An 18,065-nucleotide genomic window follows, 5' to 3' on the forward strand; every position below is an offset into this window, starting at 1 on the left:
TGAGCGAGGTGAGCAAGCGCTCAGTTTTGCGGGAAGCGATCACCACATCCGGAAATGGCCGAAAATACCGATTCGCTGACCGGCGATGTCTCCATGACCAGCGAGAACGCCCCCTACCGTTGCTGGTATGCAGCGAGAGCCGTCGATTCTGATCATCGGTGCCGGGTTCGCCGGACTGGGCATGGCGCTGGAATTGCGCCGCCACGGGCTGAACAACTTCACCATCCTGGAGAAGGCCGCCGATCTGGGCGGCGTCTGGCGCGAGAACACCTATCCGGGGGCTGCCTGCGATGTGCCGTCGCCGCTGTACTCGTGGTCGTTCGAGCCGAAATCCGATTGGCCGCGGCGGTTCTCGCAGCAGCGCGACATCCACGACTACATGCGCGCCGTCGCCGAGAAGTACGATCTGCCGTCGAAGATCGAATTCGGCACCGAGGTCGTCGACGCGGAATTCGATGAGCAGGGCGGCATCTGGCGGGTGCGGACCGCCGACGGCGTCACCCACCTGGCGGACGTGCTGATTCCCGCCGTCGGGCAGCTCTCCCGCCCGGCCCTGCCCAATCTGCCGGGGATCGACACCTTCACCGGCGCGGCGTTCCACTCGGCCGAATGGGACCACTCGGTGGATCTCACCGGCAAGCGAGTCGCGTGCATCGGCACGGGAGCCAGTGCGATCCAATACATTCCGGAGATTCAGCCGCGGGTCGAGCAGCTGACCCTGTTCCAGCGGTCGGCCGCGTGGGTACTGCCCAAGTTCGACACCGAGTACACGCCGCTGCATCACGCGCTGTTCAAGCATGTGCCGGTGACGCGGTGGGCCGAGCGGTTCGCCATCTGGTCGTTCTTCGAGGTGCTGGCGTTGGCGCTCACCGACATTCCGGCGATGAAGACGCCGGTGATCGCCATCGCCGACCGGCATCGCGAGAAGCAGGTGCCGGATGCGGCGTTGCGCGCCAAGCTGACTCCCGATTACGCGGCGGGCTGCAAGCGCGGGTTGTTCTCCAACGCATACTTCCCGGCGCTCGCGCAGAGCAATGTGAGTGTGGAGACGACGGCCATCGAGGCGGTGACGCCCAAGGGAATTCGGACCGCCGACGGCGTGGAGCATCCGGTGGACGTGATCGTCTACGGGACCGGGTTCAAGGGCACCGAATTCCTCGCTCCCATGAATATCTATGGGCTGCAAGGCCGCAAGCTCGCCGACGAGTGGTCGCCGGAGGGGGCGCGAGCGTTCCTGGGCATGTCGGTGCCCGGCTTCCCCAACCTGTTCATGATGTACGGGCCGAACACCAATGTGGGGTCGGGATCGATCATCTACATGCTGGAGTCGCAGGCCCGCTATATCCGACAGGTCATCGAATACCTGGGTGCGCGGCCGGGTCGATTCCTGTCGGCGCGGGCCGAGGCCGAACAATCCTGGGACGACTGGCTGCAGCAGCGGTTGAAGGACACGCCGTGGAACTTCTGCTCGAGCTGGTACCGCAATGCCTCGGGGCGGATCACCAACAACTGGCCGGGCGCGACGGTGCTGTTCCGCTGGAAGACACGCACCTTCGCGGCGTCGGACTACGACGAGGGTCAGGCCACCCGGCGATAGCGCCCGAACCCGGGCATAGAACGAGGCTATGGACTGCGAGAAAATCGCCGTCTACCTGGGAGGCGTCGGCCGCGGCAGGCTGAAATCGGAACCGCTGAACACCGCGGTCGAGAGGAGCCCGTCATGATCCGCCAACGCCGCCGCCCCAGCTTCCCCGAATGGCTCGGCTACACCGTCGGCCGCCCCATGCCCGCCGACCTGCGCGACTGGGTGCTCCACGACCTGACCGGAAAGCACGCCTACACAAGGCATCTCACCCGCGGCATGATCCCGTTCCTCCCGATCTTCGCCGCCTTCCTCTTCGCCTTCCCCGGCCCCGTCTGGATCCGCTGCGCCATGACCCTGCTCGCGCTGATCCTGGCCCTCTTCTACTGCGCCGCCTACATGGCCCCCAACCGCGCCCACCGCCTCACCCAACACGGCCTCCCCGCCACCCTCGACGCCCCCGGCGTCCTGCACGCTACCCCCGCCGAACGCACCCGCTACACCCTCAACCACCCCCGCTGACCCGCCCCACGCAATGGATGCGGCTCCAACCCCCACCACCGGGTAGACTCCCCGACGTCCACGCCGCCCGGCCCAGCCGGTGCGTCCAGCCCTCGTAGCTCAGGGGATAGAGCACCGCTCTCCTAAAGCGGGTGTCGCAGGTTCGAATCCTGCCGAGGGCACAAGTGTGGAAGTGGCTCGGGGATGAGCGGAGTTGGGGGATTCGGTGCGGTTGCCGTCGGCGCGGGCGTTTCGGTTTCTGATGAGTGCGTATCCGCCGTTGTTGTTCGCGGGGGTGCGGGTCGAGCATGTGGCCGAGGATTGGACCTCGATTCGGGTGTCGCATCGCGTCCGTGCTTGGAATCGCAATATCAATGGGGCGGCCTTCGGGGGCACGTTGTACGCGATGACCGACCCGTTCTTCGGGATCATGGCCCGCGGGCAACTCGGTGACGGCTATCGCGTCTGGAGCGTTCGATCCGGTATCGAATTCGTCGCGCCCGGGCGCGGAATCGTCACCGCGACCATGGAACTCGACGCCGCGCTGGCCGAACAGATTCGGGAAGCCACCCGCGACGGTGCCAAGTCGATCACCACGCACTCCACCACGATCTACGACACCGACGGCAACACGGTCGCCCACGCGACGCAGGATGTGTACGTCCGCCAACTCCGCACCGCCGCGGACATTCACTCCGCCAGGTGAGGCCGAAGGCTTCGTTCAGGTCCTACCACGAAACAGTTCCATCAGCTCGTCCGTGCTCATCGATGTGGTCGCGCGGCCGCGCATATGTTCGGTCAGCCGCTTACCCCGCCGTAGCGCTCCCTCTCGACGCACGATCTGCAGCGCGGTGCCGACCTCGACTATGTCGACCTCATCCCCTTTTTCCAGCGCATACTTCCGGCGCAGGTCAGCGGGAATCGTCACTTGTCCCTTGCTGTTCAGCCGCATCGCAACCCCTCACGCATACGTATTACACGTAATACTGCGCGTTTCCGTCGGCGTCTTGCCATTGCGCGCCACCCAGGCGGCTGTGCCGAGGGCGTGTCAGGGTGGCGTCAGGTCGGTGTCAGCGGGGGTGGGGATAGTCGGTTGCGTACCAGCCACTACCAGCTGAAAGAGCGACTGAGATGGATACTTTTGAGACGGCGGGGCCTGTTGGGGTCGAGATCGATGTGTTGTGCGGCAATGTCAGGGTTGTCGCCTCGGATCGGGTGGACACCGTGGTGGAGGTGTTGCCGACCGATGGGGCGAAGAAGGCTGATGTGCGGGCCGCGGAGCGGACTCGGGTCGAGATGGTCGGGGGCACGGTGCGGGTCGCGATGCCGAGGAATTGGCGGACCTATGCGCCGTTCGGGGGGAATGCCTCGATTCAGGTGACCGTTCAGGTGCCGACGGGGTCTCGGGTGCGGGCCGAGGTGGGGGTCGGGAACATTCACGGGGTCGGCGAGCTCGGGGAGTGCGAGGTCGAGTTGGCGCTGGGCGACATTGTCGTGGAGCGGCCGCTCGGGTCGGTGTCGGCGAAGAACTGCAAGGGCGACATTCGCATCGGTGAGGCGGTGCGCGGGGCGATGCGGTTGCAGACGTCCATGGGTGACCTCGAGATCGGGGTTCGCCCGGGCAGCGCGGTGCAGGTGGAGACCATCTCCCACAACGGTTCCGCGCGCAGCGCGATGGGGCCGGTCGCCGCCACCGGCCCGGACACGGTCCACGTGTTCGCGCAGACCGCCCTCGGCAATGTCGTCATTCGACACACCGCCGCCTGACCACCGATCAGCTTCTCCCCCAAGGATTTACGATGACTCAGACCGTCCCCGTCCCGCACGGCCTCCCCATGGATCGCAATGCCGGACCGTTCGCCCCGCCGCGTGAGATCTCCGAACTGCGCGCGGCCCGCCCGGTCAGCCCGCTGGTGTTCCCCGACGGCCACCACGGCTGGCTGGTCACCGGCTACGACGAGGTCCGAAAGCTGTTGGCCGACACCCGATTCAGCTCCCGCCTCGATCTCGGCGTCATCCACGTGCCGTACGAGACGCCGGGCATGCCGACCCCGACCGAACCGTCCCCGCAGATTCCGGGCCTGTTCGTCGCCATGGACCCGCCGGACCACACCCGCCTGCGGCACAAGCTCACCGGCGCGTTCACCCTGCGGCGCATGAAGCAGCTGCAGGATCACCTGGCCGAGATCGTGGAGCGGCAGCTCGACGAAATGGCCCGGATGGCACCGCCGGTCGATCTGGTGAAGCACTTCGCGCTGCCGGTGCCCTCGCTGGTGATCTGCGAAATGCTCGGCGTCCCCTACGAGGATCGCGACACCTTCCAGGTGAACTCCGCCAAGTTCCTGGTGAAGGAGCAGACCCTGGAGGAGAAGGGTGCCGCGTACGGCGCGATGACCGCCTACCTGGCCGAACTGGTCGTGCGCAAGCGCGCCGAACCCGGCGAGGACATCCTCTCGGATCTGGCGCGCGACGAGGATCTGAGCATCGAGGAGCTGGTCGGCATCGCCTTCCTGCTGCTGCTCGCGGGCCACGAGACCACCGCGAACATGTTGGCGCTCGGCACCTTCGCGCTCCTGGAGAACCCTGAGCAGCTGGCCGAACTACGCGCCGACCCGGAACTGCTGCCCGATGCGGTCGAGGAGCTCATCCGCTACCTGTCGGTCGCCGACATCTTCTACCGCTACGCCACCGAGGACATCGAACTCGGCGGTGAGACCATCACCGAGGGTTCGACGGTCGTCGTCTCCCTGCTGGCCGCCAACCACGACCCGCGCAAGTTCGAGGACCCCGACACCCTCGACATTCATCGCCAGCCGCGCGGTCTGGTGGCGTTCGGGCACGGCGTCCACCTGTGCCTCGGCCACCAGTTGGCCCGCCTGGAGATGCGCGCGGGCTTCGGCGGACTGCTGCGTCGCTTCGCGACGCTGCGGCTGGCCGTCGACGCCGACCGGGTGCCGCTGCGGACCGACATGAATATCTATGGCGTGCACGAACTGCCGGTCACCTGGACGGATGGCGACCACTGAGCGGGCCCGCGGCCGTGCCCGAGCGTGATCGGGCGACCGGTGGACGTGCACGGCAGAATGGCCGGGTGCGAATCAGGACGCTTGGACCGCTCGACATCCGGGCAGACGACGGAAACCCGATCGAGGTGCCGGGTGCTCGACTGCGGGGGCTGCTCATCGCCCTCGCACTCGAGCCCGGCCGTCCCGTCCCCAAGACGAAACTGGTCGACTGGATTTGGGGCGAGCAGCCGCCCGCCGACGCGGCGAACGCCCTGCAGGCCTTGGTGTCCCGGCTGCGCCGACTGCTGCCCGACGGCTCGATCGAGGTGCAGGCGGGCGGCTACCGCCTGCTCGTGCGGCCCGAGAATGTCGATGCCGTGCGCTTCGAACAGCTCGTCGACCAGGCCCGCGGCGGTGACGACGGCCAGCGGGCCCAACTGCTGCGCGAGGCCGTCGACCTGTGGCGCGGCGAATTCATGCAGGACATCGGGGTCCCCGGCAGCGAGATCGTGGACGCGGTGCAGGTGCGGTTCGAGGGCCTGCGCCTGGCCGCCACGGAGGATCTGTACGAGGCCGAGATCCGACTCGGCCGGGACACCGAGCTGATCCCCGAACTCACCGAGTTGGTGACCCAGCACCCGATGCGGGAGCGACTGACCGGTTCGCTCATGCGGGCCCTGGCCGCCGCCGGACGCACCACCGAGGCCCTCACCGCCTACGAACGCCTGCGCGAAACCCTCGCCGACGAACTGGGCGTGGACCCCGCCCCGGAACTGTCCGCGCTGCATCTGGCCCTGCTGCGCGGCGAGGTCGGCGCGCGCCAGGAGGATGAGCGCAAGACGAATCTGCGCGCCGAACTGACCACCTTCGTCGGCAAACAGGGCGAGATCGCCGCGGTGCGCGAACTGGTTGCGGCACACCGGCTCACGACCCTGACCGGCCCCGGCGGCTCCGGCAAGACCCGCCTGGCCGTCGAGGTGGCCCATACCCTGCTCGAGGATCTGCCCGACGGCGCGTGGCTGGTGGAGCTGGTCTCCGCCGACGCCACCCGCGATCTGGCCCAATCCGTGCTGGCCGCACTGGGATTGCGCGACGCGCTGCTCGGCAACGGTGCGGGTGTGGAACCGATGGACCGGCTCGTCGCCGCCCTGCGCGAACGCGAAACCCTGCTCATTCTCGACAACTGCGAGCACGTCATCGACGCCGCCGCGGCCTTCGCCCACCGCCTGCTCGGCGAATGCCGGCGGTTGCGGATTCTCGCGACCAGCCGTGAGCCCCTGGGCATTACGGGCGAGGCGCTGTGGCAGGTGCAGCCATTGAGCCTGCCCGCCGCCGACGCCGATCCGACCGCCATCGCCGCCTCCCCCGCCGTCCAACTCCTTCTGGACCGGGCCCGCGCGGTGCGCGCGGACCTCACGACCAACGCCGCGGCCCTCACCACCATGGCGCGCGTCTGCCGCGCGCTCGACGGCATCCCGCTGGCCATCGAATTGGCCGCGGCCCGCCTGCGCACCATGTCGCTCGAGCAGCTCGCCACCCGCCTCGACGACCGCTTCCGCTTGCTGACCGGCGGCAGCCGCACCGCGATACCGCAGCATCGGACGCTGCGCGCGGTGGTCGACTGGAGCTGGGAGCTGCTCTCCGACGCCGAACGCATGGTGCTGCGCCGCCTGGCGGTGTTCTCCGGCGGCGCGAGTCTGGAAGCGGCCGAACAGGTTTGCGTCGCGGGTGGCCCCGAGACGGGCGACGGGAAGAGCGCCGCGGTCGAGCAGTGGGAGGTGCTCGAACTGTTGACCGCGCTGACCGAGAAGTCACTGCTGCTGGTCACCGAGGACGGCGGCCCGCGCTATCGCATGCTCGACACCATCAAACAGTATGCGCGCGAACGCCTGGAGGAATCGGGGGAAGCCGATCACGTACGGCGAGCGCATCTTTCGTACTTCACCGACCTCGCCGCGCAGGCGGAACCGCGGCTGCGCCGCGCCGATCAGGTGGAGTGGCTGGCCGTCCTCGGTCGGGAGCACGACAATATCGCCGCGGCCATGCGCGGCGCGCTGGCGGACCGCGACGGCACCGCGGCCATGCGGCTCGCGGCGGCGGGCGGCTGGTACTGGTGGCTGGCCGGACACAAGGCCGAGGGCCTGGAGTTCGTCATGGCGGCCGCCGAGCTGCCCGCCGAGGTGGAGGCCGAGACCAAGGTCACGGTGTACGGGCTGGTCTCGCACTTCCTGTCCTCGGGGCCGAACGACCAACGCCAAGTGCAGGAATGGATCCACAAGGCCTACGAACTGAGCCGGGAGGGTGGCGGCGGCCAGCACCCCACGGTGGCGCTGATCGCCGCCTTGGAGCGCCTGTTCCAAGGCCCCGAGGCCATGCTGACCGCGTTCGAGCCACAACTCACCGACGACGATCCTTGGGTGCGGGCGCTGGCCCGGCTGCAGATGGGCAAGATGCGGGTGGTGCTCGGCCAGGGCGGTCACGAGGTGGACGAGTACTTCGAGACCTCGCTGGCCGAGTTCCGGGCCATCGGGGAGCGCTGGGGCATGTCGTTCGCGCTCACCGAGCTGGCCGAACGCCTGTCCCAGCGGGGCGAATTCGCGTCCGCGTGTGAGCTTTTGGATCAGGCGATCACGGTGGTGAGCGAGGTCGGCACCCTCGAGGACGTGGTCCGGATCCGCTCGCGGCAGGCCCAGTTGTACTGGCTGCTGGGCGATTCGGAGGCGAGCGCCGCCGCCACCGCCGAGGCGCTGCGGGCCGCGGATCGGTCCGGCTGGCCCAATGCCAAGGGCGAACTGGCGCTGTCGATGGCGGAACTGGCCCGCTGGCAGGGCGACGCCGAGCAGGCGTATCGCCAGATCGACCTCGCGACAACCCAATTGGACAGCGGGCAGGAGCAGCAGTACGTCGACGCGCTGATCCATTCCCTGCGCGGCTATCTCACCGACGATCTCGACAAGGCCCGCGAACACCATGCCACCGCTTTCGAATCGGCCATGGCCGCGGGCCACGCCCAACTCATCGCCCAAATCATGGTCGGCATAGCGGGTCTCGCGCTGCGCAAAGACGAGATCGAGCAGGCCGCGCGGCTGCTCGCGGCGAGCGCCGCGGTGCGCGGTCTGCCCGATCGTTCGCTGCCGGATGCGGCGCGCATCGAGGAGACGACACGACATCGCCTCGGTGAAGCGGGCTTCACCGAGGCGATGAGGGAAGGGGCGGAATCGGATTGGAGCAATCTGGTCTCGATCACGCTCGCTTGTTGAACGTGGCCCGCGACCACACGTACCCGACGATGGCGAACCCGGCGCACCAGGCCAGCGCGGCGGCGGTGTAGCCACCCGACGGGTGTCCGGTGAGAAACCCGCGCAGGGATTCGATGATCGGGGTGAAGGGCTGGTACTGCGCGAACTGCTTGACACCCGCGCCCATCTTGTCGGCGGGCACGATCGCGCTGCTCAGGAAGGGCAGCATGATCAGCGGCACCACGGACATGCCCGCGGATTCCGGGGTCTTGGCCGCCATGCCCAGCGCCACGACCAGCCAGGAGGCCGCGAACGAGGTCGCCAGCACGATGCCGATCGCACCGAGCCATTCGGCCGCGCTCGCCGGAGACCGGAAGCCCAGGGCAAAGGCCACCCCGAGCACCGCCGCCAGCGCGATCACATTGGTGAGGATGGTGGCCGCCACGTGGCCGGTGAGCACCGCGCCCCGCGAGACGTCCATGACCTTGAACCGGTTGATGACGCCCTTGGCCATGTCCGAGCTGACCGAGACCGCGGTGCCGGAGAGCCCGTAGTTGATGGCCAGCAGCAGCATGCCGGGTGTCGCGTAGTCGATGTAGTGTCCGCCGACATTGAAGGCGCTGCCGAACACGTAGACGAAGATCAGCAGCATCATCACCGGCATGAGCGCGGCATTGAAGACCGTGACCGGGTTGCGGACGATGTGTTTGAAGTTGCGGCGCAACATGATCGACGAATCGCCGATCGACGCCGCGAGGGGGCTGGGGGTGCTGGTCGTGGTGCTCATTGTGCTTCGGCCTCCGTGGTGGCGTGCCCGGTCAGGGCGAGGAAAACGTCATCGAGATCAGGGGTGTGGATGGAGACCTCATCGGCCTCGAGGGAGTGGTCGGCGAGCCGATCCAGCAGGGCCCGAAGGGGTTTCGTGCCGCCGTTGCCCGGCACCTGCAGGGTCAACGCGTCGTGGTCGGGGGTGGCGACGGGCAGCACCCGCAGCGCCGCTTCGAAATTCGCGCGGTCGGCGAACCGGAGCTGGATGTAGCTGCCGGGCACCTGCCGCTTGAGGTCCTCGGGCGTGCCCTGGGCGACGATGCGGCCGCCGTCGAGCACCGCGATCTGGTCGGCGAGCTGATCGGCCTCCTCGAGGTACTGGGTGGTGAGGAAGATGGTCACGCCGTCGTCGACCAGTTCCCGCACGATCTCCCACATGGTGCGGCGACTGCGCGGATCCAGGCCGGTGGTCGGCTCGTCCAGGAAGACGATCCGCGGCCGGGTGACCAGGGTCATGGCCAGGTCCAGCTTGCGGCGCATACCGCCGGAGTAGGTCGAGGCCTGCTTGCGCGCCGACTCGGTCAGGGCGAAGCGCTCCAGCAGCGAATCGACCACCTGCTTGCGGTCATTGCCGCGCAGCCGGTGCAGATCCGCCATCAGCTGGAGGTTCTCCTCGCCGGTGAGCAGGTCGTCGACGGCCGCGAACTGACCGGTGACGCCGATCGACGCGCGGACCGCCTTGGTCTGGGTGGCGATGTCGTAGCCCGCGACCCGGGCGGTCCCGCCGTCGGCGGTCAGCAGCGTGGTCAGGACATTGACCGTGGTGGTCTTGCCCGCGCCGTTCGGACCGAGCAGCGAGAAGATGGTGCCCGCACCGATGTTCAGATCGATGCCGTCGAGGATCGTCTTGTCCCCGTATGCCTTGCGCAACCCGGAGGCCGCGATTGCTGTGCTGTTCATGGCGACAACATTCGCCGGGCCGCCTGATACCGGCCTGACACCGACCTGACATCCGCGCTGATACCAGATTTTCCCTGTTCAGGCCCTCTTTTCCGGGGCCGGGCTTGCCGCCACGCGGGCCCGCCGCCTAGCGTGAGGGCCGCCGTGGTGCTCGGGAAACCGGTGGGAAACCGGTGCGGCCCTCGCCACTGTGATCGGTTAGTCGGTGCGTCGTCTGCCCCGCTCGTGCGGGAAAGGGTCACGGAATCTCGGTTCCGGAAGACCAGGCGCGCCGGCGTTCGACCCGTCAGCCAGGAGACCGGCCACGGCACCAACGAACCCCGTCCACGAGGTGCTGGAGAGGCCGCCCTAGATGTCCCTGCCCGAAAAACCGGTCCCGAGAACGCTTCCCACCCTGCGCTGGGAGCGGCGCGATTGGATCCGCACCGGCGGACTGCTCGCCGTCATCGCCGCGATGCACGTGGTGGCGTTCGGCATTCTGTTCGCGCTGGTGCTGCCCCAGCATTACACGGTCGGCACCCAGGTGTTCGGGGTCGGACTGGGTGTCACCGCCTACACCCTGGGCATGCGGCACGCCTTCGACGCCGACCACATCGCCGCCATCGACAACACCACCCGCAAGCTCATGGCCGACGGCAAACGCCCGGTGTCCGTGGGCTTCTGGTTCGCGCTCGGCCATTCCACCGTGGTGGTGCTGTTGGCCGCCGGGATCGCGGCCGGGGCCCGGGTGGCCACCACGCTGGTGGACGACGACTCCAGCGCGCGACAGGATCTGGGCCTGGTGGCCACGCTCAGCTCCGGCACCTTCCTGTATCTGATCGCCGCGCTCAATCTGGTGGCGCTGGCCGGGATTTGGCGGGTTTTCAAGGCCATGCGGGCCGGACAGTTCGACGAGCACGAGCTCGAACGGCATTTGGACAATCGCGGTTTCATCAACCGGATCCTCGGTCGGCTGACCCGCTCCATCACCCGGCCCGGGCAGATGTATCCGATCGGCCTGCTGTTCGGCATCGGCTTCGACACCGCCACCGAGGTGACGCTCATGGTGATGGCCGGGTCCGGCGCGGCCGCGGGCCTGCCCTGGTACGCCATCGTCTGCCTGCCGCTGCTGTTCGCCTCGGGCATGAGCCTGTTCGACACCCTCGACGGCACCTTCATGAATTTCGCCTACCACTGGGCGTTCTCGAATCCGGTGCGCAAGGTGTACTACAACCTGACCATCACCGGGCTCTCCATCGCGGTGGCCTTCCTGATCGGCACCATCGAATTGGTGGGCATCCTGCACGACAAGCTGGAGCTGACCGATCCGGTCACCGCGTGGATCTCCGGAATCGACCTGAACAATGTGGGATTCGTGATCGTCGGGCTGTTCGTGGCGGTGTGGGCGATCGCGCTGGCCTACTGGCGGCTGGCGAAGGTCGAGTCGCGCTGGTCCTTGACGGCCGAAAGTCCGTAGAGCACAGGGATGATCGGGGCGGTCGCGGGCAGCCGCCACCAGCCGTCATCGGTGCGGACCATGTCCGGCCAGCGCGGCCACGGGAGCGTCGCGGTCTCGGTGAGGCCGGTGATGCGCAGGCCCGCGGCGAGCAGCGCGTTGATCACCTCGCCCAAGCCGTGCCGCCATTCGTAGGCGGTGGTGTCGGTGGTGAGGTCCGGGCCGTCGGTGTAGGTGTGGACGCTGTCGCGGCGCTGCGCGCCCCGGCCTTCGAGGTAATCGTCGTGCAGCACCAGGCGATTCGGGTCCTCGCCCGGCGTGGGGGTGGGGCCGAGGGCGTGCAGCAGCGGATGGAATTCGACCAGGTAGAACAGCCCGCCGGGGCGCAGGAGATCGGCGATCACGCGGGCCCAGCGGTCCAGATCCGGCAGATAGCAGAGCGCGCCCTTGCCGGTGTAGACGATGTCGAAAGCCCTGCCGGTCAAGGATTCTCGCGCGTCATAGACGTCCGCGCACACGTATTCGACCGCGCCCCCGGCCAATTCGCGGGCGTGCCGCACCGACTCCGGGGAGAAGTCCAGGCCGACCGCGCAGGCCCCGCGCCGCGCGAATTCTATTGTCTCCGTGCCGAGATGGCATTGCAGGTGCAGCACATCGCGATCGCGCACCTCGCCGAGGGCATCCCATTCGAACGGCGCGAACCAATAGCCGGAATCGTGGTCGCGGTAGAAGCTGCTGGCGGCGTGAATGCCCGCGCGGGCATCCCAGTTGCGACGGTTCACCGACAGGGGATCGATGCTCACGCCGCCATGCTAGGTCGCCGACACCGGGAGGGCGTCAGAACAGGGACTGGGCGTCGGCCGCGATGACGAAGCCGTGGCCGTCCACCGTGCAGCGGACACCGCTCTGCATGGACTCGCAGATGACACCGCGCACGCCGATGGTCTGGCCGTATTCGAGGACCTTGCCGCCGCCTTCGTGAAAGCCGGGCGCGGTCGAGCCGTCGGTGGGCGGGCCGACGTAGACGCCCTGGTTGAGGCAGACGAATTCGGCGGTGCCCGCCCGCACCTGGGCGGCCACCGAGTGGCCCGGGTTGTTGGCGCAGGACAGGCCCGCGGGAATGACGGTGGCGTTCTTCAACTGGCAGCCCACGGTGTGGATATTGTCCACGTAGATGCCGCATTTGATGTTCGTGCTTGGCGACTGGAAGTAGTAGTGGCCCTGCGACTCGAAGTCCCGGGCGTCCACATTCACGTCGTCGCGGTTGGGCAGGGTCGGCGTCGACTTGGCGGCCGTGGTCGCGGGCGCGGAGCCCGGACCCGAGGTCGCCGCCGGAGCGGACTGGGTCGCCTGGGCGGTGGTCGCGGGCGCACCGGAGGTGCCGGTGTCGGGGTCGCAACCGGCCAGTGCTCCGACCATCAGGAGGGCGGCGGCCGCCGTGAGGAGCTTTTTCATGATCACTTCGCTTTCGGTCGTCGAGCATGGTCGGTGGCGCGCCTGGCAGATCATTGGCAATTCATTTCCCCCACAGAAACATTCGTTCGAATCGCAATAATCGTTAGTTGACCTAAGAGCCCCCGATTCCACGGGCTTGACGGTCTAGGCTGTGTGCCATGACGCCGCTGCAGCGCTATATCGCAGAGGAAATCGCCACCGACCACGCCGAGGGCCTGCTCAGCCGCCGGGAGGCCCTGCGACGGCTGGGACTGCTCGGCATGGGCGCGCCCGCCGCGGTGGCCCTGCTCGCCGCGTGCGCCGAATCCGCGAAGCAATCCTCCCCCACCACCTCCGCCACGGGCACGACCGCCTCCGGCGCGCCCGCCGCGCCGCCGGGAACCGCGACGGCCGTGAAACCGACCGCCATCACCCTCCCCGGCCCCGAGGGCCGCACCCTGCAAGCCGCCTGGGCGGAGGCCGCGCAGCCCAAGGGCGGCGTGCTGGTGATCCACGAGAACAAGGGACTCACCGACCACATCCGTTCCGTGACAGGCCGTTTCGCGGGCGTCGGCTATTCGGCGCTGGCGGTGGACCTGCTCTCCGAGGAGGGCGGCACCGCCGCCTTCACCGATGAGGCCGCCGCCACCGCGGCGCTGAGCAAGATCCCGCAGGACCGCTTCGTCGCCGATCTGCGCGCGGGCCTGACCGAACTCGGCAAGCGCGTCCCCGGAAAGAAGCTGGGCGCCACCGGTTTCTGCTTCGGCGGCGGTCTGACCTGGCTGCTGCTCACCTCCGGCACCCCCGAACTGGCCGCGGCCACACCCTTCTACGGCCCCTTCCCCGACGGCGGCCAGTTCACCGGTTCCAAGGCCGCGGTCCTCGCCGTCTACGGCGCGCTGGACAGCCGCGTCGACGCCTCCCGCCCCGCCGCCGAGGCCGCCCTGGACCAGGCGGGCCTGCCCCACGACACCTACGTCGCCGACAATGCCGACCACGCCTTCTTCAACGACACCGGCGCGCGCTACCAACCCACCGCCGCCGCGGAGGCCTGGCGTCGCGTCCTCGACTGGTACGGCCGCTACCTCGCCTGACAGCGCACGGACCCGATCGGCCCGAATTCAGTTCGTGGCAATGGTTTTGCGGTGCACCGGGCCGTGGGGCTCGGCGCAGTGCGGTTCGTGGTCGTGGTCGTCGGGCGGGCATTCCTCGTGATCGGTGAAGTCGACCTGCAGGACCGCGTGATCGATGTGATGCTTCTCGGCCAGCATGTGGGCCACCGCGGCGCGCACGGATTGGCTGTCGGCCCCGGGGGCGACCAGGATGTGCGCCGACAGTGACGGGACGCCGGAGGTGATCTCCCAGATGTGCAGGTCGTGGACCTCGACCACCGAATCCACCTGGGCCATCTCGCGGCCGATCTCGATCGGGTCGAGGTAGGCGGGCGCGGCCTCGAGGAAGATGCGGCCCGAGGCGCGCACCAGGCCGACGCCCGCCTTCACCATCAGAACCACCACGATCAACGTCGCGATGCCGTCCGCGCGGGCGAACCCGGTGAGCATGATGATCAGACCGGCCACGGCCGTCGCGATGAAGGCGAACAGATCGTTGAGAATGTGCTGGTACGCGCCCTCGACATTGAGACTGGTCCGGTTGGCGCGGCTGATCATCCAGCTGGCCAGCACGTTCACCACGATGCCGATCAGCGCGGTGGCCAGCACCAGCCCACCCGTCACCTCGGGCGGATCGATCAGGCGGCGAATCGCCTCGTAGGTCAGCCAGGCCGCCAGGCCCAGCAGGGTCAGGCCGTTGGCCTGGGCGGAGAGGATCTCGGCGCGCTTCCAGCCGTAGGTCATGCGACCCTCGGCGGGCTTGGCGGCCAATCGAATCGCCCACAGCGCCAACACGATCGAGGCCGCGTCGGTGAGCATGTGCGCGGCATCGGACAGCAGCGCCAGCGATCCGGCGATGAGACCGACCACGACCTCACCGAGCAGGAACGCCACGATCACCGCGAGCGCGCCCGCCAGCCAGCGCTTGTCGCTGTCCGCGGTCGCGCCGTGCGAATGCCCGGCGTGATCGTGTCCGTGTGCATGCTCGTGTCCGCCCATGACCCTCCTTCGGTAGTGCCCGGACCACCATATGCATGAATCGCTATGTATGCAATATTTGTGTCATGAGAGATCGCGGAACGTCATGATGAACCCGACGAACGCGATGACGAACAGTGCGACGAATCCGATCGCCCGCAGCCACAACCAGGGCCAGTCCCGGATCCAGAGCCCGGAGAGCATGACCCCGATCAGCATCAGCACCCCGTAGAAAGGCGTCCGCTGCGGATGGCGACCCATGCCTCCTGCATACGCCTGTTCTCCCGATCGGTCATGCGCGCCGCGCCGGGACCCGCTACAGCCAGGGGATCTGGTCGGCGGCGTAGCGGTAGGCGCGGAAGATCGCGTTCGAGACGCCGGGGAAGGTCTCCGCGGTCCCGGCGTCGGGGTATTCGGTGAACGACGGGACCACGTACTCCCAGCAGATTCGCCGGTCCGGCGTCACCTCGAAAATGCGCCCGAACGCGGCCTCGGTGATGAGGGTGTTGCCATTGGCCAGCCGCTGCGCGCCGCCCATGTACGGGGTAAAGAACGCCTCGCGCGGGGAATCCTGGTAGCTCCACGCGAGTTCGCCGGTGGCCAGGTCGATTTCGAGGACGCGGCTGTAGGTCACCGACTCGCCGGTGCGGAAGGTGCCATTGTCGAAGAGCAGGACGCGGCTGTCACTGACCGGGGTGACGTGATGCTGCTGCGCCACGGTCGAACGGTCGGCGAGGGTGGTGGCGCGACCGGTGCGGCGGTCGATCAGGATCACCGCGGACACGCTCCGCAGGCTGGCCACCACGGTGTGCTCGTCGAGCGGGTGCACGCTGTTGATGAGCGGCCAGTGCTCGCGCCAATAGTGCGGCTGCAGTACGTGATCGGCGGGATCGAGGTGCTCGGCGGCCCGCCACTCCCATAGGAGCGCGCCGTTCGCGTCGACCTCGCGGACGACGTCGGCCCACACCGTGCCGTCCGCCTCGGTGCCGGGCACACCGCCGCGAATGCGGGCCGCGGCCGCGCCCGTCAGCGGTTCGACCGCGGTGTAGAGGATGCGGCCGTCGTCGTAGTGGTGGGCGTCGTGGTGTTGCAGGTCGTCGCGGTATTCGGCGAGCAGGGTGCCGTCGGGCGCGTACTTGCCCATGGAACCGCCGCTGTACTTGCGCCACATGGGGAACAGCACGCCCGCGGCCAGGGTGGTCCCGTTGTAGGCGAGGGTGCCGCCGGGCAGCAGGCGGGCGTGCCGGCCGGGGCGGTAGGGCAGCTGCCAGCGGTGCACGCGCTCGCCCGCGAGATCGACCAGGTCGACAATGCCGTTCCCGGCCAGCGGCGCGTACAGGGTGTAGCCCGGGAAGGCCAGGTCGGGATCGCTGTCGATGAGTCCGATGCCCCGGCGCTTGAGGGTGTTTTGTTCCACGGTTCCTTCAAATATTCAGACTCACTGAATATTCAGTAGATTGGTCCCGGGTTGAAGAGTTCGGATCGGCTCGAGGCAAACCGGAAGGCATGGCTCGCGGTAACCGAAAGGCATGGAGTGGATATCGAACGCGGACGCTGGCGGCGGCTGGGTCGGGTCGTGCATGCCCGTCGCTTGGCGGCCGGGCTCACGCTGGCGCGACTGGCGGAGCTGACCGGGTTGTCGCAGTCGTTCCTGAGCCAATTCGAGAACGGGCGCAGCAGTTCCAGCCTGCGGTCGCTGCAGCGCATCGCGGATGCCTTGGGCGTCAACGCGACCGAGCTGTTGTCCGAGGCCGATGACGCGCCGAGCTCGCCCGTGGTGCGTGCCGACGAGGACACCCGGCTGCCGCAGGCCGAGGCGGCAGACGGATCGGTCCGCTCGCTCGTCCATGGCGAGCGCGATCTGCGGGCGCTGGAGTTCACCGGCGGCTCGGCGCACGGCGATCGCGAATTCGCCCACGCCAATGACGAATTGATCTATGTGGTGCGGGGCGCGATCACGGTTGTCGCCGGGGGCGAGGAGCACGTGCTCGGGACCGGGGACGCCTTCTACTGCGCGGCCGGTGTCCGGCATCGGTGGTGGGCGCACACCGACGACACCACGACACTGCTGCTGTCGGTCGCCGACGCGCTGACGATTCGCCGCCGCCCCCATCACCCGCGCTGACCACACCGCCCGATCTCGGCGAAAAGCCTAGAATCGCAAGGGTGGACGCAATCCTGACAACCATCGGTGTGGTCGCAGTGGTCGGTGTCGCGGGGGCGGCCTACGCGGCCTTCCTCGTCCTACGCGGACGCAAATAGCTCAACTCACCACTCTCGGCCAGGGGTAGAAGGCCAGGTGGATCAGCAGGACGACCAGTCCGGCGAGCAGGATGGCGGCCACCGGGTGTGCGCGCCGCTCCAGATAGCCGACCGTGCGAAACAGCGTGGGGAACGGCACATCTCGGCCGAAGAACATGGCCAGGACGCTGGGGACGATGACCCACATGAGAGCGATCAGACCGTAGAGGACGTACGCGCCCAGATAGGAATCCGGGTGCATGCCGCGGTCGGCCGCCGCGAAGAGGACACCGAAGACATACGTGCCGATGGCCGCCAGGAGGTACCCCGCACCCAGCAGGGTGATCGGTGAATCGCCCTTGGTGACACGGCCGTTCGCGGTGAGCGTGCGACCCGCGACCGATTGCACGACGGGCACGGGCGGGGTGGTCAATTGTGGCACCGCGTAATAGGCGAGCAGCACGATCACCGCGACCACGACCAGCCGCACCCAGTCGTGCTGGGTCTCGAGGTGCCCGATGGTATTGGAGATGGTCGGCCAGCTCGCCAGCCGGAAGACCGACGCGAGTTCGGACACCGCGATTGCCAGCCCCGCGAGGCCCCACATGCAGTAGCCCCAGAATTCCACCGAACGTCCCGCCGGTGCCGGTACGGCAGCGCTGCCGACTTGCTCGCTCATGCTGCCGTTGTACCTCCGAAATCGGCATCTACCTGCGAATAGGCTGGTTCGATACCGGGTTGGAACGGCACCGACACCTCGCGGAACCGGATGGTCGGTCCGGGCCGGGAGGTGTCGGTCGCGAGATATTC

General features: G+C 68.1%; 18 protein-coding genes, 1 tRNA gene and 1 riboswitch. Of the genes, 10 read left to right on the forward strand and 9 right to left on the reverse strand.

All coding sequences use genetic code 11. The features are described from left to right. The first annotated feature begins 127 nt into the window (after positions 1-127). The 4 genes from VMT65_RS19095 to VMT65_RS19110 all read left to right on the forward strand — a co-directional run bounded on the left by VMT65_RS19095 (position 128) and on the right by VMT65_RS19110 (position 2,789). Positions 128-1,597: a flavin-containing monooxygenase gene (locus VMT65_RS19095; RefSeq protein WP_326309661.1), complete on the forward strand. Its 1,470-nt coding sequence runs from the start codon at positions 128-130 to the stop codon at positions 1,595-1,597. A gap of 123 nt (positions 1,598-1,720) precedes the next feature. Beyond that, on the forward strand, positions 1,721-2,104 hold the full coding sequence (locus VMT65_RS19100; protein ID WP_326309663.1) for a DUF5313 family protein: 384 nt from the start codon (positions 1,721-1,723) through the stop codon (positions 2,102-2,104). Positions 2,105-2,192: 88 nt separating this feature from the next. Beyond that, positions 2,193-2,265, forward strand: a tRNA-Arg gene (locus VMT65_RS19105). Between the two features lie 80 nt (positions 2,266-2,345). Continuing rightward, a complete protein-coding gene (locus tag VMT65_RS19110; RefSeq protein ID WP_326309665.1) occupies positions 2,346-2,789 on the forward strand; it encodes a DUF4442 domain-containing protein in 444 nt (147 codons plus the stop codon). Between the two features lie 15 nt (positions 2,790-2,804). Here the strand turns inward: VMT65_RS19110 and VMT65_RS19115 are convergent, their stop codons facing one another. After that, a complete protein-coding gene (locus tag VMT65_RS19115) occupies positions 2,805-3,035 on the reverse strand; it encodes an AbrB/MazE/SpoVT family DNA-binding domain-containing protein (RefSeq protein WP_326309667.1) in 231 nt (76 codons plus the stop codon). 179 nt (positions 3,036-3,214) lie between these two features. Between VMT65_RS19115 and VMT65_RS19120 the strand changes: the two genes are divergently transcribed. From VMT65_RS19120 to VMT65_RS19130, 3 genes are all read left to right on the forward strand, one after another. Next, the gene (locus VMT65_RS19120; RefSeq protein WP_326309669.1) at positions 3,215-3,850 is read left to right on the forward strand and encodes a hypothetical protein; all 636 of its coding nucleotides are present in this window, start codon (positions 3,215-3,217) and stop codon (positions 3,848-3,850) included. A 32-nt stretch (positions 3,851-3,882) separates the two neighbouring features. Further along, entirely contained in the window at positions 3,883-5,109 is a 1,227-nt protein-coding gene (locus tag VMT65_RS19125) for a cytochrome P450 (protein ID WP_326309670.1), read from the forward strand. Between the two features lie 65 nt (positions 5,110-5,174). Next, complete coding sequence (locus tag VMT65_RS19130) at positions 5,175-8,348, forward strand: BTAD domain-containing putative transcriptional regulator (RefSeq protein ID WP_326309672.1); 3,174 nt, start codon at positions 5,175-5,177, stop codon at positions 8,346-8,348. On the opposite strand, the gene VMT65_RS19135 is transcribed toward VMT65_RS19130, so the two are convergent. Both VMT65_RS19135 and VMT65_RS19140 read right to left on the reverse strand, forming a co-directional pair. Then, positions 8,332-9,114, reverse strand: a complete 783-nt coding sequence (locus VMT65_RS19135; protein ID WP_326309674.1) for an ABC transporter permease — start codon at positions 9,112-9,114, stop codon at positions 8,332-8,334. The two genes, VMT65_RS19130 and VMT65_RS19135, sit on opposite strands and share 17 nt — an antisense overlap. Continuing rightward, a complete protein-coding gene (locus VMT65_RS19140; RefSeq protein WP_326309676.1) occupies positions 9,111-10,055 on the reverse strand; it encodes an ATP-binding cassette domain-containing protein in 945 nt (314 codons plus the stop codon). Before VMT65_RS19140 ends, VMT65_RS19135 begins: the two co-directional genes overlap by 4 nt. A gap of 128 nt (positions 10,056-10,183) precedes the next feature. Beyond that, a riboswitch (cobalamin riboswitch) is annotated at positions 10,184-10,376 on the forward strand. Between the two features lie 31 nt (positions 10,377-10,407). On the opposite strand from VMT65_RS19140, the gene VMT65_RS19145 reads away from it, so the two are divergent. Further along, positions 10,408-11,511 (forward strand): HoxN/HupN/NixA family nickel/cobalt transporter, encoded by a 1,104-nt coding sequence (locus tag VMT65_RS19145; protein WP_326309678.1) that lies wholly within the window; start codon positions 10,408-10,410, stop codon positions 11,509-11,511. Here VMT65_RS19145 and VMT65_RS19150 read toward each other — a convergent pair. Continuing rightward, on the reverse strand, positions 11,454-12,293 hold the full coding sequence (locus tag VMT65_RS19150; protein ID WP_326309680.1) for a class I SAM-dependent methyltransferase: 840 nt from the start codon (positions 12,291-12,293) through the stop codon (positions 11,454-11,456). The two genes, VMT65_RS19145 and VMT65_RS19150, sit on opposite strands and share 58 nt — an antisense overlap. A gap of 34 nt (positions 12,294-12,327) precedes the next feature. Continuing rightward, the gene (locus tag VMT65_RS19155; RefSeq protein WP_326309682.1) at positions 12,328-12,945 is read right to left on the reverse strand and encodes a hypothetical protein; all 618 of its coding nucleotides are present in this window, start codon (positions 12,943-12,945) and stop codon (positions 12,328-12,330) included. A gap of 158 nt (positions 12,946-13,103) precedes the next feature. Here VMT65_RS19155 and VMT65_RS19160 point away from each other — a divergent pair, with 158 nt between their 5' ends. After that, positions 13,104-14,018 carry a dienelactone hydrolase family protein gene (locus VMT65_RS19160; RefSeq protein ID WP_326309683.1) on the forward strand — a complete coding sequence of 305 codons (915 nt, stop codon included), beginning with the start codon at positions 13,104-13,106 and terminating at the stop codon, positions 14,016-14,018. A 27-nt stretch (positions 14,019-14,045) separates the two neighbouring features. Here VMT65_RS19160 and VMT65_RS19165 read toward each other — a convergent pair whose 3' ends face one another. The 3 genes from VMT65_RS19165 to VMT65_RS19175 all read right to left on the reverse strand — a co-directional run bounded on the left by VMT65_RS19165 (position 14,046) and on the right by VMT65_RS19175 (position 16,431). Beyond that, positions 14,046-15,035 carry a cation diffusion facilitator family transporter gene (locus tag VMT65_RS19165; protein WP_326309684.1) on the reverse strand — a complete coding sequence of 330 codons (990 nt, stop codon included), beginning with the start codon at positions 15,033-15,035 and terminating at the stop codon, positions 14,046-14,048. A 63-nt stretch (positions 15,036-15,098) separates the two neighbouring features. Then, the gene (locus VMT65_RS19170; protein WP_326309685.1) at positions 15,099-15,275 is read right to left on the reverse strand and encodes a hypothetical protein; all 177 of its coding nucleotides are present in this window, start codon (positions 15,273-15,275) and stop codon (positions 15,099-15,101) included. Positions 15,276-15,330: 55 nt separating this feature from the next. Continuing rightward, positions 15,331-16,431, reverse strand: coding sequence for an aryl-sulfate sulfotransferase (locus VMT65_RS19175; protein WP_326309686.1), 1,101 nt, complete (start codon positions 16,429-16,431; stop codon positions 15,331-15,333). Between the two features lie 117 nt (positions 16,432-16,548). On the opposite strand from VMT65_RS19175, the gene VMT65_RS19180 reads away from it, so the two are divergent. Then, positions 16,549-17,139, forward strand: a complete 591-nt coding sequence (locus VMT65_RS19180) for a helix-turn-helix domain-containing protein (protein WP_326309687.1) — start codon at positions 16,549-16,551, stop codon at positions 17,137-17,139. Between the two features lie 138 nt (positions 17,140-17,277). Here VMT65_RS19180 and VMT65_RS19185 read toward each other — a convergent pair whose 3' ends face one another. Beyond that, positions 17,278-17,934, reverse strand: coding sequence for a hypothetical protein (locus tag VMT65_RS19185; protein WP_326309688.1), 657 nt, complete (start codon positions 17,932-17,934; stop codon positions 17,278-17,280). Positions 17,935-18,065 lie beyond the last annotated feature (131 nt).

The organism is Nocardia sp. CDC153 (assembly GCF_035818515.1).
GTDB lineage: Bacteria > Actinomycetota > Actinomycetes > Mycobacteriales > Mycobacteriaceae > Nocardia.

Coding starts and splice junctions, on each gene's coding strand:
- VMT65_RS19165 (WP_326309684.1), bottom strand. CDS start 15,035: ATGGGCGGACACGAGCATGCACACGGACACGATCACGCCGGGCATTCG.
- VMT65_RS19095 (WP_326309661.1), top strand. CDS start 128: ATGCAGCGAGAGCCGTCGATTCTGATCATCGGTGCCGGGTTCGCCGGA.
- VMT65_RS19125 (WP_326309670.1), top strand. CDS start 3,883: ATGACTCAGACCGTCCCCGTCCCGCACGGCCTCCCCATGGATCGCAAT.
- VMT65_RS19170 (WP_326309685.1), bottom strand. CDS start 15,275: ATGGGTCGCCATCCGCAGCGGACGCCTTTCTACGGGGTGCTGATGCTG.
- VMT65_RS19100 (WP_326309663.1), top strand. CDS start 1,721: ATGATCCGCCAACGCCGCCGCCCCAGCTTCCCCGAATGGCTCGGCTAC.
- VMT65_RS19145 (WP_326309678.1), top strand. CDS start 10,408: ATGTCCCTGCCCGAAAAACCGGTCCCGAGAACGCTTCCCACCCTGCGC.
- VMT65_RS19110 (WP_326309665.1), top strand. CDS start 2,346: ATGAGTGCGTATCCGCCGTTGTTGTTCGCGGGGGTGCGGGTCGAGCAT.
- VMT65_RS19160 (WP_326309683.1), top strand. CDS start 13,104: ATGACGCCGCTGCAGCGCTATATCGCAGAGGAAATCGCCACCGACCAC.
- VMT65_RS19115 (WP_326309667.1), bottom strand. CDS start 3,035: ATGCGGCTGAACAGCAAGGGACAAGTGACGATTCCCGCTGACCTGCGC.
- VMT65_RS19135 (WP_326309674.1), bottom strand. CDS start 9,114: ATGAGCACCACGACCAGCACCCCCAGCCCCCTCGCGGCGTCGATCGGC.
- VMT65_RS19120 (WP_326309669.1), top strand. CDS start 3,215: ATGGATACTTTTGAGACGGCGGGGCCTGTTGGGGTCGAGATCGATGTG.
- VMT65_RS19185 (WP_326309688.1), bottom strand. CDS start 17,934: ATGAGCGAGCAAGTCGGCAGCGCTGCCGTACCGGCACCGGCGGGACGT.
- VMT65_RS19140 (WP_326309676.1), bottom strand. CDS start 10,055: ATGAACAGCACAGCAATCGCGGCCTCCGGGTTGCGCAAGGCATACGGG.
- VMT65_RS19155 (WP_326309682.1), bottom strand. CDS start 12,945: ATGAAAAAGCTCCTCACGGCGGCCGCCGCCCTCCTGATGGTCGGAGCA.